Origin of the sequence: Cetobacterium sp. 2A (assembly GCF_014250685.1) — a bacterium.
GTDB lineage: Bacteria > Fusobacteriota > Fusobacteriia > Fusobacteriales > Fusobacteriaceae > Cetobacterium.
Genome location: NZ_JACFAJ010000001.1, coordinates 93,977 through 109,895, shown reverse-complemented (window position 1 = coordinate 109,895; position 15,919 = coordinate 93,977). Strand labels below are relative to the sequence as shown.

Here is a 15,919-nt window from a genome sequence, read left to right as displayed (position 1 = left end):
TATAGTAATAAAAAAATGAGGAGCATTATACTCCTCTAATTTTTATTTGATTATTTTGGTGCGAGAAGAGGGACTTGAACCCTCACGTCAAAGACGCCAGATCCTAAGTCTGGTGCGTCTGCCATTCCGCCACCCTCGCAAATTTGGTGCCTAGAAAAGGATTCGAACCTTCGACCGTTCGGGTATGAACCGAATGCTCTAGCCAACTGAGCTATCTAGGCGTTATATATGGCAGGTCAAGAGGGACTCGAACCCGCAACCCTCGGTTTTGGAGACCGATGCTCTACCAATTGAGCCATTGACCTAAATGGTCGGAATAGCAAGATTCGAACTTGCGGCCCCCTGCTCCCAAGGCAGGTGCGCTACCGGACTGCGCTATATTCCGACGGATTAATCAAACTACTGTCTGACTACTTAATTATAGTATCACAACAAAAAAAAAATGTCAACAATAAAAATAAAATAATTTTACAAATAATTCTATTAAAGATATAATTGGTCAAATATACAATAAATTAGATGGGTGATAAATTATGAAGAACTATTTATGTGGGGATATAAAACAAAAAATATTTAAGATTATAGATCCTATGTCTAAAGCTTTAAATATAGAAATAGATATAGTGGACAGTTTGGGGATAAGAATTATTGGAACTGGAATTTATAAGCAAAGAACAGGAAATAAAATAAATGAAATAGTTTATAAAAAATCAATATTGAAAAATAAAACTCTTGTAATAGAAAATCCTGGACAAAATGTAGAATGTAGAGATTGTACGAATGGATTTCAATGTATGCAAAAAATTGTTTTGGTAACACCTATGATTTGTGAAGGAGATATAGTTGGAACTATTGCTTTTCTTTCATTTAGTGAGCATCAAAGGGAGAATATACTAAGAAGTATAGAAAGTTACACAGAAGTTTTAGAAAATTTGAGTGAAATGTTAATAAATCAATTTTTAAAAAATAACTATGAAGATATTTATAAAAATCTTTTTTTTGAAACAGATGAAAATATAATGGTTTTAGATAAAGATAATAATATTTTAGATTATAATTGTGGGAGTAAAAATTTATTTGTGGATATAAAAGATTTAAAAAACAAGAAAGTTTTCATAAAACCTATTGGATATAAAAATTATGAGGTTAATATTTCTGGAATAAAAAAACATTTGGAGTTAGAAATTCGTGAGCTTGGCGAGAATGTAAAAATATTATATATAAAAAAATTAATTGAAGTTGATGAATCTCTTATGGATGATGCAATATTGATTGGACACTCTAAAATAATGACAAGTTTAAAAGAAAAAATGAAAAAAATTTCAAAATTAACGTCACCTTTAATTATAATTGGAGGAATTGGAACAAATAAAGAGATGTTCGCAAAATGGTTACATAAAAATTCAAAGCAAAAGACAGGGAAATTTATAAGCGTAAATTGTAGAGATGAAAAAAATAAGAATTTACTTGATAAAAAATCTGAAATAGAGTTACTGCTTGGAAAAATTCAATTGGCTAATAAAGGAACAATTTTTTTTGATGAGATAGAAAATATGGAATTACATCTGCAAGAACAATTACTTTTATTTTTAGAAAAGAATAGAAAGCTGGATGTAAGGGTAATAGCTGCAACAAAAATAAATTTATTGGATCTTGTAGAAAAAAATAGCTTTTTAGAGGATTTATACTACAAGTTAAGTGTTTATAGACTTGAAATTCCAAGTATGAAATATAGAAAAGATGATATAGAAGATATATTAGATTATTTATTTTTAAAGTGTTCAGAAAAATTATTAAAAAAAATAACACTGATAGAACCAAGAGCAAAAAAACAGCTTTGTGAATATGATTGGAAAGGCAATTGGAAAGAAGTAGAAAGTGTCGTTAAATATATAGTGGAGTCTGTGGATGAAACTGGAATAGTAACAAAAGATATGATACCAGAAAAAATAAAAAATAATTTTGAAATTTCTGATTTTAAGTATAAACAAATAAGAAAAATTTCAGAAATAGAAAGAGAAGAGATATTGGCGGCATTGATTCAATATGGATGGGATATTGAATCAAAGAAAAAAATATCAAAAAAATTGGGAGTTGGAATAGCAACTTTATATAGAAAAATGGAAAAATATCAAATTGATAAAAATGAAGTACAAAAACTTCAATAACCTTTGAAAATAAAGAAAAAAAGTAAAAAAAATCATCATTAAAAAATATCAAATTGATAATAAAATTATTTAACCAGAACCTTTCTGTCTTGAAAAGGTTCTTTTTGTTTTGAAAAAGAATGTTTGAAAGAGAAGATATTTGAAGTAATATTTTAGCAGATTATAGATTACTGAGCTTTGAAGGAGGATTTAGTTATGGATAAATTTATAAAATGGGAAAAAAATAGAATCCCTAATTCAGAAAAAATTGATTGTGCAAATATATTATCCTTAGAAGAGGTAGAAAAAGCTAAAAAATTTCATGAAAGTTTTCCTGAGTACAGTAAAACACCTTTAGTAAAGTTAGATAATTTAGCAAATGAAATTGGATTGGGAGGAATTTACCTAAAAGATGAATCTTTCAGATTTGGATTAAATGCATTTAAAGTTTTGGGTGGATCTTTTTCGATGGCAAAATATTTAGCAAAAAAATTAGGAAAAGATATCTCAGAATTAGATTATAAAGAGTTAATAAAAAAAGAAACTAAAGAAAAGATAGGAAATATGACCTTTTATACAGCAACTGATGGAAATCATGGAAGAGGGGTGGCTTGGACAGCTAATAAATTAGAACAAAAATCAGTTGTTTATATGCCTAAGGGATCCTCGGAAATAAGATTACAAGCTATAAAAAACGAAGGAGCAATAGCATCTATAACTGATATGAATTATGACGATGCAGTTAGACTTGCAGCGGAAGATGCAAAAAATAATAATGGATTAATTGTTCAAGATACTGCCTGGGAAGGTTATGAAGAGATTCCAACTTGGATAATGCAAGGGTATGGAACTATGGCTTTAGAAGCAATTGAACAATTAAAATCATACGGGATAGAAGAGCCAACACATGTATTTGTACAAGCTGGAGTAGGATCTTTAGCTGGTGGAGTACAAGGAGTTTTAGTAAATGCATATAAAAATATTCCTAAAACTGTAATTGTTGAGTCAAATTTGGCAGATTGTTTATACAAATCAGCTGTAGCAGCAGATGGAGAACCAAGAATTGTAGGAGGGGATATGCAAACCATAATGGCTGGGTTAGCATGTGGAGAGCCTAATATAATATCTTGGGAAATTTTAAAAACATATAGTGATACTTTTGTTTCATCACCTGATTGGGTTGCAGCAAATGGTATGAGAATTTTAGGAAATCCTTTAGGACATGATACTAGAGTAGTATCAGGAGAATCAGGAGCAGTTACAACAGGATTACTGTATGAAATTATGACCAATGAAGATTATAAAGAACTTAAGAATGAGTTGAAGTTGGATAAAAATTCTAAAGTATTATTATTTAGTACCGAAGGAGATACAGATCCTAAAAAATATAGAGAAATCGTTTGGATGGGAGGAAAATATGAATTCTAAAAAAATGTTAACTAAAGAGAGAGAAAATAAATTAATTAAATTATGCCAAGAGCTTGTTCAAAATCCAAGTAACTCTGGAGAAGAAAAAAGGGTGGTAGAAGTAATAAAGAGAAATATGTTATCTATGGGATATAACAGTGTTCATATAGACAGATTTGGAAATATAATTGGGTGTATTAAGGGAAATCGTCCAGGAAAGAAAATTTTATTTGATGGTCATATAGATACAGTTCCAGTTGTTAATAGAGACAAATGGACACAAAATCCATATGGTGGGGATATCGTTGATGGAAAAATATATGGGCGTGGGACTTCAGATATGAAGGGACAAACTTCAGCATTCATAGTGGCTTGTGCAAGTTTTGCAGAAGATTGCGGTAAGGATTTCGATGGTGAAATATATTGTGCTGGAGTAGTTCATGAGGAGATATTTGAAGGAATAGCTGCTAGAGAAATAAGTAATTATGTTAAACCTGACTATGTTGTAATAGGTGAGTCGTCTGAATTGAACTTAAAAATTGGGCAAAGAGGAAGAGGAGAAATTGTAGTAGAAACATTTGGAAAACCAGCTCACTCTGCTAACCCACAAAAAGGAATCAATTCAGTTTATAAAATGGCCTCAGTTATTCAAGAAATAAATAGAATTGTTCCACCAGAAACAAAACTTGGGAAAGGGATACTAGAACTAACAGATGTTAAATCATCTCCATACCCTGGAGCCTCTGTAGTACCTGAATACTGTAGAGCTACCTATGATAGAAGACTTCTTGTAGGTGAAACAAAAGAGTCTGTTCTAGAGCCAATTCAAGAGGTTCTAACAAACATGATGAGAATAGATCAAGAGCTGAAAGCTAAAGTTTCATTTGCTGTTGGAAAAGAAACTTGCTATACAGGAGAAACAATAGAAGGGGAAAGATTTTTTCCAGGATGGCACTATGATGAAAATGATGATTTTGTACAGGCTGCATATGAAGGGCTAAAAGAATCTGGGATTAATCCTGAAATAACTCAATACTCATTCTGTACTAATGGATCACATTACGCTGGAGAAGCTGGAATAAAAACTATAGGATTTGGACCATCAAAAGAAAATTTAGCACATACAATAGATGAACATATAGAGATAGAGCAGTTGATATTGGGAGCTAAAGGATACTATGGAATTTTAAAATCCGTTTTTAAAAAATAATAAAGGTGGAAAATGATGACTATTTTAATAAAAAATGGACTAATTGTAGATGGAACTAAAAAATTGCCTTATAAAGGAAATATTTTAATTGAAAATCAAAAAATAATTTCTATTGGAAATTTTAATTTATTAAATAAAGTTGATAAGGAAATAAATGCGGAAGGACTAGTTGTTTCACCTGGATTTATAGATACTCATAGTCACTCAGACTTAAAAATTTTAGAGATACCTTATAATGAAGTAAAAGCTAGACAAGGAATAACAACAGAGGTCTTAGGTCAAGATGGGATTTCGATGGCGCCTCTTCCTATGGAGTATATAACACCTTGGAAAAAAAATTTAGCAGGACTTGATGGAACAAGTGAAACTATAGATTGGAATTATAAAACAACTGATGGATATTTGAAACTTATGGAAAAACAAGGTGTGGGATTAAACTACGCATATCTTGTTCCACATGGAAATATAAGAATGGAAGCTATGGGACTTGAAGGAGTCCCAGCTTCTAAAAATCAGATAGAAGTGATGTGTGAGATAACAAGAAGAGAGATGGAGGCAGGAGCCTATGGATTATCCACAGGGTTAATATATATGCCATGTGCTTACTCTGAAACTGAAGAGTTAATTGAAATATGTAAAGTAGTAGCAGAATATGATGGAATGTTAGTAATTCATCAAAGAAGCGAAGCGGGAACGATAATTGATTCAATGAAAGAAGTTTTAGAAATTGGAGAAAAATCTGGAGTAAAAATTCACTTTTCTCATTTTAAAGTTTGTGGAAAACAAAATTGGAAATATATAGATGATGTAATAGAACTCTTAGATCAAGCAAAAAATAATGGAGTAAAAATTTCTTATGATCAATACCCATATGCAGCGGGAAGTACAATGTTAGGTGTTGTATTGCCACCTTGGGCTCATGATGGTGGAACTGATAAATTATTAGAAAGACTTAAAAATCCAATTCAAAGAGAGAGAATGAAACACGATATTGAAAATGGAATTCATGGTTGGGATAATTTTATTGAATTTGCTGGGTTTGATCAGATATTTGTAACTTCAGTACAAAACTCTAAAAATGAGCATCTTATTGGAAAGAATCTTATAGAAATTTCTGAAATAAGAGGAACTAATCCATATGATTCAACATTTGACCTTTTATTAGAAGAGGAGAATGCGGTTGGAATGGTCGATTTTTATGGTCTAGAAGAACATGTAATAAAGTTTTTAAAAAGAGAAGAACAAAATGTATGTACGGATGCTTTACTTTCAGGAAAACCTCACCCAAGAGCTTATGGATCTTTTCCAAGAGTAATAGGAAGATATGTGAGAGAAACTCCTATTTTAACTTTGGAAGAGGCAGTTTATAAGATGACAAAAAAAGCTGCTGAAGCAATGGGAATTACAAATAGAGGAGAACTAAAAGAAGGGATGTTTGCAGATATAACTATTTTTAATTTGGATACAATAACTGATGTGGGAGATTATGTAAATCCTAAGCAGTTTCCAATAGGAGTTCAATATCTACTTGTAAATGGTGAGATGATAATTGATAATGGAGATTTTAAAAATAATACTCCTGGAAAAGTTTTAAGAAAAAGGAGGGGAATTTCTGAATGTACATTTTAGGAAATGGAAGAATAATAACTCAAGATTCTGCTAATCCATATATAGAAAATGGGGCAATAGCAATAAAAAATGACAAAATTTTAGAAATTTCATCTCTTGGTGAATTAGAAAAAAAATACCCTGATTTTGAATTTATAGATGCACAAAATAAAGTAATAATGCCAGGACTTATAAATACGCATATGCATATCTATTCAAGTTTTGCTAGAGGAATGAAAGTTTTGGGTTCTACAAGAAATTTTGATGAAATTTTAAAAAATTTGTGGTGGAAAGTAGATAAAAATTTAAATGCTAATGATATAAAATACAGTGCTCTGGCTACTTACATAGAATCAATAAAAAATGGAGTCACCACTGTTATAGATCATCATGCAAGCCCACTAGAAATAGAGGGAAGTTTAAAAATAATAGCAGACGTAGCAAATAAACTTGGAATAAGAACTTCCCTTTGTTATGAAGTTTCAGATAGAGATGGAATTGAAATAGCGGAAATTGGAATAAAAGAGAATGTAGATTTTATAAAATATACAAACTCTTTAAATTCAGATATGCTAAAAGGTATGTTTGGACTTCACGCTTCATTTACATTATCGGATGAAACTTTAGAAAAATGTCAAAATTTAATGAAAGATTTAAATGTAGGTTATCATATTCATGTGGCAGAAGGATCTACTGATTTGACAAATAGTTTAGAAAAATATGGAAAAAGAGTTGTAGAAAGACTAGATAAGTATGGGATATTTGGAGAAAAAACTATAGCAGTACATTGTATCCATGTGAATGATTCTGAGTTAGATATAATAGAAAAATCAGGATGTTGTGTAATTCATAATCCAGAATCAAATATGGGAAATGCAGTTGGGTGTTCTCCTGCAATTAAAATGTTAGAAAAAAATATTTTAGTTGGTTTAGGAACAGATGGATATACTGCCGATATGCTAGAATCTTTAAAAGTTGCAAATATAATTCATAAACATTCTCTTTGTGATCCAACTGTTGGATGGATTGAATCACCTAAGATGTTATTTGAAAATAATAGAGAAATAGCGAAGAGACAATTTGGATGTGAAACTGGAATATTAAAAACAGGAGCAAAAGCTGATATAGTTATTATGGATTACACTCCACATACTGAAATGAATAGTGATAATTTATATTCTCATATTTTATTTGGAATCAGTGGAAAGAGTGCAATCACTTCAATAATTAATGGGAAACTGATTATGAGAGATAGAGAATTTGTAAATTTAAATGAAAAAGAAGTATTTGAAGAATCTAGAAAAATTTCTAAAAAAATGTGGAAAAGACTTGGAATATGACAAAATAAGAATTAGGGGGATTAAAATGGAGGGGATAAATACAAAGCTTGAAAGAGTAATGTCAGAACCTGTAAGAACCTTATTAATATATGCATTGCAACATATTGCAGCGATGTGTGCTGGAGCAATAGCTGTTCCGATTATTTTGGGTGGAGCATTAAGCTTGCCACAAGAAGAAATTCAATTTTTAGTCAATGCAACTCTTATGGTTTCAGGAGTGGGAACTATGATTCAAACTTTAGGAATTGGGAAAAAGTTTGGATCGAGATTACTTATGATAGAAGGTGTAAGCTTTGCAGGCGTTGCTGCATTAACTTCTGTAGCATCAGCATATAATGGGGTAGATCCAAGACTTGGAATTTCAATTATGTTTGGTGCAACTATGATATCAGGGGTATTTACCATGATATTTGCTCCAGTAGTTGGAAAAATGCTAAAATTTTTTCCAAATTTAGTTTCTGGAACAGTTGTCACTTGTATGGGACTTTCACTTTTACCAGTAGCCATAAGATGGATAGGAGGAGGAAATACAGCTTCACCATCATTTGGAAGTTTTGATAATTTAATTTTAGCTGGATTCACTTTAATAGTTATATTACTAACTCAAAAATTATCAAAAGGATTTATTGGAAATATAGCTATCTTAATTGGATTATTGTTAGGAACATTAGTTGCTACAGTATTTGGAATGGCAGATTTTTCAGCCGTATCAACAGCTAAAATAATAAATTTAAATGTTCCTTTCTATTTTGGGATTCCTAAATTTGAAATATCAGCTGTACTATCTTTAATATTAGTTCAGATGGTAATAATGACAGATGCTACTGGAAATCAGATAAATTTAATGGATATTTCAAATCAAGAGTTATCAAAAGAAAGACTTACAGCCGGTCTTAGAGGACATGGATTATCTTCTTTTATAGGTGGAATATTTAATTCATTTCCACAATCGTTATTTGGTCAAAACGTAGGAGTAGTTGCTTTAACAGGGAAAAGTAATAGGTATGTTGGTTTTACAGCCGGACTTTTACTACTAACTGTTAGTATCTTTCCTAAGTTAACAGCTCTATTGACATCGATTCCATATCCTGTTTTGGGAGGTGCTGGAATAATCATGTTTGGAATGGTTGCGGCAAATGGAATAAAGAGATTAGGAACTGTAGAGTATAATGGAAATAGAAATTTAGTAATTGTGGCAACAAGCTTAGGAATGGCGCTTATTCCAATTTCTGTTCCTCAAATCTTTAATAATTTTTCACCATGGGCAAATATATTATTTAAAAGTCCAATAACGCTAGGAGCTTTAACTGTTGTAATACTAAATATCATTTTTAATGAGTTAGGAAAAAATAAAAAAATGGAGGTTAGCAATGGCTAATTTAAATATAAAATTTGCAGGATTAAATTATAAAAACCCAGTAATAATTGGAGCTGGGCCACCATCAAAGGATGCAGAGACTATAATAGAAGCGATAAAAAATGGTGCAGCTGGAGCTGTAGCAAAAACTGTATCAAGTCAAGCAGCAGTAATTCCAAAACCTTGTATGCATGATTTTAAAGGAAAACACTTTTTAAATACAGAGCTTTGGTCTGAACTTGCGGTGGAGCATTGGATCGAAAACGAATATGAAAACTGTAAGTTAAATGATGAGCCATTAATAATTGGAATGGGATATGTAGCAAAAGATATTGAAAAATTAATTCCTCTTATAGATAGATTTGCAGATGCGTATGAAATTTCAAGCCACTATGTTGGAAGAGACATAACTCCTATGTTAGAAACTTTAAAAACAGCTAAGAGATTGACTAAAAAACCTGTATTTATGAAGATATCTCCAGGTGTTGGAGATATAGGAGAATTAGGAAGACAGCTAGAGTTAAATGGAGCTGATGGAATTGTAGCTATTAACTCTGTTGGACCATGTCTATCAATAGATATAGAAACAGGAATGCCACATATGGGAAGTCAAACGGGTTATGGATGGATGTCAGGTCCTGCAATAAAACCAATAACTTTAAGACATGTATATGAATTGGCAAAAGCTGTTAATATACCTATATTCGGAGTTGGTGGAATTTCAAAAGGTGAAGATGTTATTGAGATGGTTATGGCAGGTGCGACAGGAGTTCAAGTATGTACACAGGCTATAGTTGAAGGACCTAAGGCATTTGGAAGAATAGTTAAGGAAACCAATGATTGGCTGGACTCTCACGGGTATAGATCATTAGATGAGATTAGAGGATTAGCTATAAAGAACTTAGCTCAAAGAACTTCTAATAATTATGAAACGATAGCACCTACTTTAAATTCAAATCTCTGTGTTGGATGTAGCATCTGCGAAAATATATGTCCGTATAACGCAATAGAAATAAAAGAGAAAAAGGCGATAATAGATTCTAAAGTATGTTTTGGATGTGGGGTATGTACTTCGAAGTGTCCTACAAAAGCTTTAAATATAGCATAAAATATATATTTTGGGGGAGATATTGAATGTATACCTTTAAAATCAATGATAAAGAGATTAAAACAACTAAAAATATGAGTTTATTAAATTTTTTAAGAGATGAAATGCAGATTACTTCTGTTAAGAATGGATGTTCAGAAGGTGCTTGTGGAACATGTATGGTTTTACTAGATAAAAAGGCCTTTAGAGCATGTCTTTTAACTACAGAAAAAATTAATGGAAAATCAATCATGACAGTTGAAGGTATAGAGGAAAAAGAGAGAAAAATATATGAATGGGCTTTTGCAGAAGCAGGGGCTGTACAATGCGGATTTTGTATACCTGGAATGGTAATCAGTTCAAAAGGATTATTAGATATAAATATAAATCCAACAGAAAATGATATAAAGAAAGCTTTGAGGGGAAATATCTGTAGATGTACTGGATATGTAAAGATAATAGAAGCTGTTATGAAAGTGGCAAAAGCTATTAGAGAGGGTTATGAACCAGACAACAGCTACACAGGGAAAATAGGAGAAAGAACTCCGCGTATAGATGCCCAAGATAAAATATCGGGAAAAGCAATATATAGCGAAGATTTAAAAATAGAAAATTTATATTATGGTGGAGCTGTAAGAACAAAATATCCAAGAGCACTAGTAAAAAAAATTAATACATCTAAAGCTCTTGAAACTTCAGGTGTTGAGTCAGTATATTTAGCTTCAGATATTCCAGGAAATAGAAATATAGGTCATTTAAGTTTTATTTCTGATTGGGATGCTTTGATAGCCGTGGGAGAAATTACTCGATATATAGGAGATGCTGTTGCTTTAGTTTTAGCAAAGGACAAAGAAAGTTTAAAAAGAGGAATAGCAGCTATTGAAGTTGAGTATGAAGAGCTTCAACCATTGACATCTCCAAAAATGTCTTTGGAAGAGAATGCACCAAAAATTCATGAAAAGGGAAATGTATTATTTTCTCAAAAACTTTCTAGAGGAAATGTTGAGAATGCGTTAAAAAGTTCAAAGTATGTTGTAACTCATACATATAAAACACCTTTTACAGAGCATGCATACTTAGAGCCTGAAAGTGCTATAGCGGTCCCTACTAAACATGGAGTGCATCTTTATACATCATCACAAAGTATCTACGATGAGCAAAGAGAAGTTAGTAGACTTCTAGGAGTGGATCCATCTTTAGTTGAAGTTACAAGCAACTATGTAGGTGGAGGATTTGGTGGAAAAGAAGATATGTCAGTTCAACATCACGCTGCGTTGATGGCATATTTAAGTAAAAAAAATGTTCAAGTTACACTATCAAGACAAGAGAGTATAAATGTCTCAACAAAGAGACATGCAATGGAGATAGAGATGACAACTTCATGTGATGAAAATGGAATATTGACTGGAATGAAGTGTAATATTTTGTCAGATACAGGAGCATATTCTTCATTGGGAGGACCTGTTCTTCAAAGAGCATGCACACATGCATCAGGACCATATAATTATCATAATATTGAGGTTTTAGGAACGGCTGTTTATACAAATAATCCACCAGGTGGAGCATTTAGAGGATTTGGGGTAACTCAATCGGCTTTTGCAACCGAGGCTAATTTGAATAAATTGGCTGAATTGGTTGGGATATCTCCATGGGAAATTAGATTTAAAAATGCTATTGAACCTGGAATGACTTTACCAAATGGGCAGATAGCTGACGAAGGAACAGCTTTAAAAGAAACACTTCTGGCAGTAAAGGATTATTATGATAATAATGAAATTGTAGGAATATCATGTGCTATGAAAAATGCTGGAATTGGAGTAGGACTTCCAGATGTAGGAAGAGCTATAATTTCAATAGAAAAAGGCAAGCTCCACATCAGATGCAGTGCTTCATGTATTGGACAAGGATTTGCAACTATTGCAACGCAAATAGCTTGTGAAGAGCTAGGAATAGATAGAAGTTTTATAGTTGTAGAGGCACCAAATACAGTTAGAACTCCAAATTCGGGAACGACAACAGCATCAAGACAGACAGTTTTTAGTGGGGAGGCTGTTAGATGTGCTGCTCTAAAAGTTAAGAAATTTTTGCAAACAGAAACTTTTACTAATAAAAGTTTAGAATATATATTTAAAAATTTTGATGGGGAAGAATTTACTGGAGAGTATTCGGGAGTAACTGATGCAATGAGTTCAGAAAAAGAAAATCCAATGAGTCATGTTGCGTATGGTTATGCAACACAGGTTGTTAAGTTAGATGAAGCTGGAAAAGTTTTAGAAGTAGTAGCTGCTCATGATGTAGGAAAAGCCATAAATCCGACTGCTGTTGAAGGGCAGATCGAGGGTGGAGTTGTCATGGGATTGGGATACGCATTGACAGAAGATTTTATTTTAGAAAATGGAATTCCAAAACAAAAATTTGGAACTTTAGGGCTATTAAGAGCTACGGATATTCCTAAAATTCAATCGATAATAATTGAAAAGAATGTGGAAGAGTTAACCTATGGAGCTAAAGGTGTTGGAGAAATAACAACCATTCCTACAGCACCAGCAGTACAGGGAGCTTACTATAAATTAGATAAAATATTTAGAACAGAACTTCCTCTAAAAAATAGTTTTTATAAAAAATAATGTTTTTTAATTGGAGGAAAAGATGATTTTAAAAAATGGAACTATTCTAAGAAACGATAAAATGGAATTATTAGATATTTTAATAGAAGATGGAAAAATAAAAAAAATAGACTTCGATATTCAGGAAGAAAATCAAGAAGTTGTAGATTTAAGTGGTAAATATATTGTACCTGGTGCAATTGATGTACATACTCACTTTGATATAGATGTAGGGATAAAATCGGTGGATGATTTTATCTCTGGTAGTATTGCTGCTGCCTGTGGTGGAACAACTACAATAATAGATCATCCTGGATTTGGGCCAAGAGGGTGTAGTTTAGAATATATGATAGATAAATATATGATAAACGCCAAATTTTCTCATATAGACTATTCTTTTCACGGCGTAGTTCAAGAGTTGAATGAAAATACTTATGAAGAACTTCAAAAATTAAAATCAAGAGGAATAAATAGTTTTAAAATATATTTAACATATTTGTATAAACAAAATGATTATGAAATTATAACATTATTCGAATATGCAAAGAGGTTAGATATGATTGTAGCTGTTCATGCCGAAAATGACTCAGTTATACAATATTTTAAAGAAAAATTTCAAGCAGAAAAGAAATTGGATATAACTTATCATTCGCATTCAAGACCAAATGATGTCGAAGCAGAAGCAGTTTGTAGGTTAATAAAATTGGCTAATATTATTAATTATGAAAAATTATATTTGGTACATATTTCTACCAAAGAAGCTATGGAACAAATTTCAATTGCGAAATTGGAAGGGAAAAAAGTATATGTTGAGACTTGTACTCAATATCTTTATTTGAATAATGATAATTACTTAAAACAAGATGCTATAAAATATGTATTGAGTCCACCACTCAGAGAAGATAAGGATATAAAATCTCTTTGGGAAAATTTAAGAAAAGGTAATATAGATATTATTGCAACGGATCATTGTGGTTTTTCTTTAAATCAAAAGTTGAAAGGTAATACTAATTTTTTAAATTGTCCTAATGGAATCCCCGGTGTAGAGGAAAGAAATTTAATATTTTTTTCGGAAGTATTAAATGGAAAAATGAGTGTGAAAGAATATTTAGATTTGTTAGTATTAAATCCAGCTAAAATATTTGGGATGGAAAAATTTAAAGGAAGTATCGATGTTGGAAAAGATGCAGACTTAGTGGTTTTTGAAAAAATTGAAAATATTTTGGATGAAGAAAAACTTCATTCTAAATCAAAATACAGTTGTTTTAATGGCTTTAAGTTGTTAAGTAAAATTGATAAAACATATCTTAGAGGAGATATGATTGTGAATTCCGGAATATTTTTAGAAAAATCTCCAAAAGGAAAATTTATAGAAAGAAATTAGACGAAAAAGTCATGGTAAATAAGCTGTATTTCCCTCAGTTTTTTATTGTGACTTTTTTTTAAATTAAGATTATAAATGTTTGGAAATTTGACAAATATTGTAATGTTGTGTTAGGATTTAAGTAATACTTAAAAAAAAGGGGAGGTTTTACATGGTATTTACAGAGAGAAAAAACAAATTAATTAATGAAATAACAAAGAGGATTAATAGCTTTAATTTTAAGGAGCAAAGAGTATTTTATTTATCTTTTCTAATTATTTTTGTTATTTTATCAACAATATTTGCTGATAAGATTGGGTTTGAAATTACAATAAATAAAATTTTAAATAGTATATTAAATAATTTTGGATTTTTATATTTACTAATAGTTTTAATTATATCAATGTTTTGTTTATTTTTATGTTTTAGTAAATATGGCCAAATAAGGCTTGGAGATGATGATTCGAGGCCGGAGTACTCAAATGTTTCTTGGTTCTCTATGTTATTTTCCGCTGGAATGGGAGTTGGATTAGTATTCTTTGGAGTAGCTGAACCACTTTCTCACTATGTCAATCCGCCTTTTAAAATAGTTGGTGGAAGTAAAGAGGCAATCGCTTTTGCATTTAAAACGTCGTTTTTTCACTGGGGAATTCACCCATGGGGAATATACAGTTTCCTAGCTCTAACTATGGCCTATTTTCAATTTAGAAAAAAAGAAAAAGGTCTTCTAAGTTCTATATTTTCTCCTCTTCTTAAAAACTTTAAATATAAAGAAATAATAAAAAATGTTATTGACATAATCGCTATTTTAGCTACAATTACAGGAGTTGCTACAACTTTAGGTTTGGGAGCTTTACAAATAAACAGTGGACTTAATTTTTTATTTCAAATCCCTGAAAATTTAACAAGCCAAGTTATTATAATCCTAGTAGTTACAGTTATATTCATATATTCTGCAATTGGAGATTTAAGTAAAGGAATAAAAACATTATCTAATTTAAATGTTTTTTTAGCTTTAGCATTACTATTAGCTGTTATAGTAATTGGACCAACTATCTCAATTTTTAATGTTTTTGTTGAAAATTTAGGTGATTATTTAAGTAATTTTCTAAAAATTAGTCTTAGAACAAATAGTTTTGGAGATAAGACTTGGATGTCATCATGGACAATTTTTTATTGGTCAAGCTGGGTAGCTTGGACACCATTTGTAGGAACATTTATTGCCAGAATATCAAAAGGAAGAACAATTAAAGAGTTTATAATAGGAGTTATTTTACTTCCATCATTAGTTTCTTTTATCTGGTTTTCTGCTTTTGGAACTCTTGGAATAAACTTAGGAATGGAAATTGGAAGAGAAGCAATAAAATCTGCAGAAACAGCCTTATTTATTGTTTTTAACCATTATAATTATGGTTCGTTAATGAGTATACTATCAATATTTTTATTAGGGTCATTCTTTGTTACTTCTGCTGACTCAGCAACCTATGTTTTAGGAATGATGTCATCTAATGGAGAACTAAATCCTCCTAAGACTAAAAAAATAATATGGGGATTGGCACAGTCATTTTTAGCAATAGCTCTTATTTTTGCAGGTGGTTTGAATATGTTGAAAACTGCTTCAATAGTTATAGCTTTTCCACTTCTTTTATTATTTCCAATTATGATAGTTTCATTAGTATTAGCTTTGAAAAAAGATCCGATTACAAGAAAGAAAGAATTTATAGAAAAGAAAATAGGATCATTATCGATTGAAGAATTAGATGAATTAATGAATGTTAAAACAGACTAAATTAC

Annotated in this window: 10 protein-coding genes and 4 tRNA genes; 10 read left to right on the top strand and 4 right to left on the bottom strand. The window is 31.1% G+C overall.

Annotated elements, in window-relative coordinates; genetic code table 11:
* Positions 1 to 56: 56 nt before the first annotated feature.
* The 4 genes from H3N56_RS00505 to H3N56_RS00490 all read right to left on the bottom strand — a co-directional run bounded on the left by H3N56_RS00505 (position 57) and on the right by H3N56_RS00490 (position 385).
* Positions 57 to 139, bottom strand: a tRNA-Leu gene (locus tag H3N56_RS00505).
* 5 nt (positions 140 to 144) lie between these two features.
* A tRNA-Met gene (locus tag H3N56_RS00500) sits at positions 145 to 221 on the bottom strand.
* A gap of 8 nt (positions 222 to 229) precedes the next feature.
* A tRNA-Trp gene (locus H3N56_RS00495) sits at positions 230 to 305 on the bottom strand.
* A gap of 3 nt (positions 306 to 308) precedes the next feature.
* Positions 309 to 385: transfer RNA gene (locus H3N56_RS00490), tRNA-Pro, on the bottom strand.
* A gap of 148 nt (positions 386 to 533) precedes the next feature.
* Between H3N56_RS00490 and H3N56_RS00485 the strand changes: the two genes are divergently transcribed.
* The 10 genes from H3N56_RS00485 to H3N56_RS00440 all read left to right on the top strand — a co-directional run bounded on the left by H3N56_RS00485 (position 534) and on the right by H3N56_RS00440 (position 15,914).
* Positions 534 to 2,168: a sigma 54-interacting transcriptional regulator gene (locus H3N56_RS00485; protein WP_185879397.1), complete on the top strand. Its 1,635-nt coding sequence runs from the start codon at positions 534 to 536 to the stop codon at positions 2,166 to 2,168.
* Between the two features lie 195 nt (positions 2,169 to 2,363).
* On the top strand, positions 2,364 to 3,575 hold the full coding sequence (gene dpaL, locus H3N56_RS00480; protein WP_185879396.1) for a diaminopropionate ammonia-lyase: 1,212 nt from the start codon (positions 2,364 to 2,366) through the stop codon (positions 3,573 to 3,575).
* A gap of 4 nt (positions 3,576 to 3,579) precedes the next feature.
* A complete protein-coding gene (locus H3N56_RS00475; RefSeq protein WP_185879624.1) occupies positions 3,580 to 4,764 on the top strand; it encodes a YgeY family selenium metabolism-linked hydrolase in 1,185 nt (394 codons plus the stop codon).
* Between the two features lie 12 nt (positions 4,765 to 4,776).
* Positions 4,777 to 6,393, top strand: a complete 1,617-nt coding sequence (locus H3N56_RS00470; RefSeq protein ID WP_221893412.1) for an amidohydrolase family protein — start codon at positions 4,777 to 4,779, stop codon at positions 6,391 to 6,393.
* Positions 6,381 to 7,712: a putative aminohydrolase SsnA gene (gene ssnA / locus H3N56_RS00465; RefSeq protein ID WP_185879394.1), complete on the top strand. Its 1,332-nt coding sequence runs from the start codon at positions 6,381 to 6,383 to the stop codon at positions 7,710 to 7,712. Before H3N56_RS00470 ends, ssnA begins: the two co-directional genes overlap by 13 nt.
* Before the next feature lie 25 nt (positions 7,713 to 7,737).
* Positions 7,738 to 9,090 (top strand): nucleobase:cation symporter-2 family protein, encoded by a 1,353-nt coding sequence (locus H3N56_RS00460; protein ID WP_185879393.1) that lies wholly within the window; start codon positions 7,738 to 7,740, stop codon positions 9,088 to 9,090.
* Positions 9,083 to 10,177: a 4Fe-4S binding protein gene (locus tag H3N56_RS00455; RefSeq protein ID WP_185879392.1), complete on the top strand. Its 1,095-nt coding sequence runs from the start codon at positions 9,083 to 9,085 to the stop codon at positions 10,175 to 10,177. The genes H3N56_RS00460 and H3N56_RS00455 overlap by 8 nt, the downstream gene beginning before the upstream one ends.
* Before the next feature lie 26 nt (positions 10,178 to 10,203).
* On the top strand, positions 10,204 to 12,783 hold the full coding sequence (gene xdh, locus H3N56_RS00450; RefSeq protein ID WP_185879391.1) for a selenium-dependent xanthine dehydrogenase: 2,580 nt from the start codon (positions 10,204 to 10,206) through the stop codon (positions 12,781 to 12,783).
* A 22-nt stretch (positions 12,784 to 12,805) separates the two neighbouring features.
* Positions 12,806 to 14,146, top strand: a complete 1,341-nt coding sequence (hydA, locus tag H3N56_RS00445) for a dihydropyrimidinase (RefSeq protein WP_185879390.1) — start codon at positions 12,806 to 12,808, stop codon at positions 14,144 to 14,146.
* Positions 14,147 to 14,297: 151 nt separating this feature from the next.
* Positions 14,298 to 15,914 carry a BCCT family transporter gene (locus H3N56_RS00440; protein ID WP_185879389.1) on the top strand — a complete coding sequence of 539 codons (1,617 nt, stop codon included), beginning with the start codon at positions 14,298 to 14,300 and terminating at the stop codon, positions 15,912 to 15,914.
* The last annotated feature ends 5 nt before the right edge of the window (positions 15,915 to 15,919 follow it).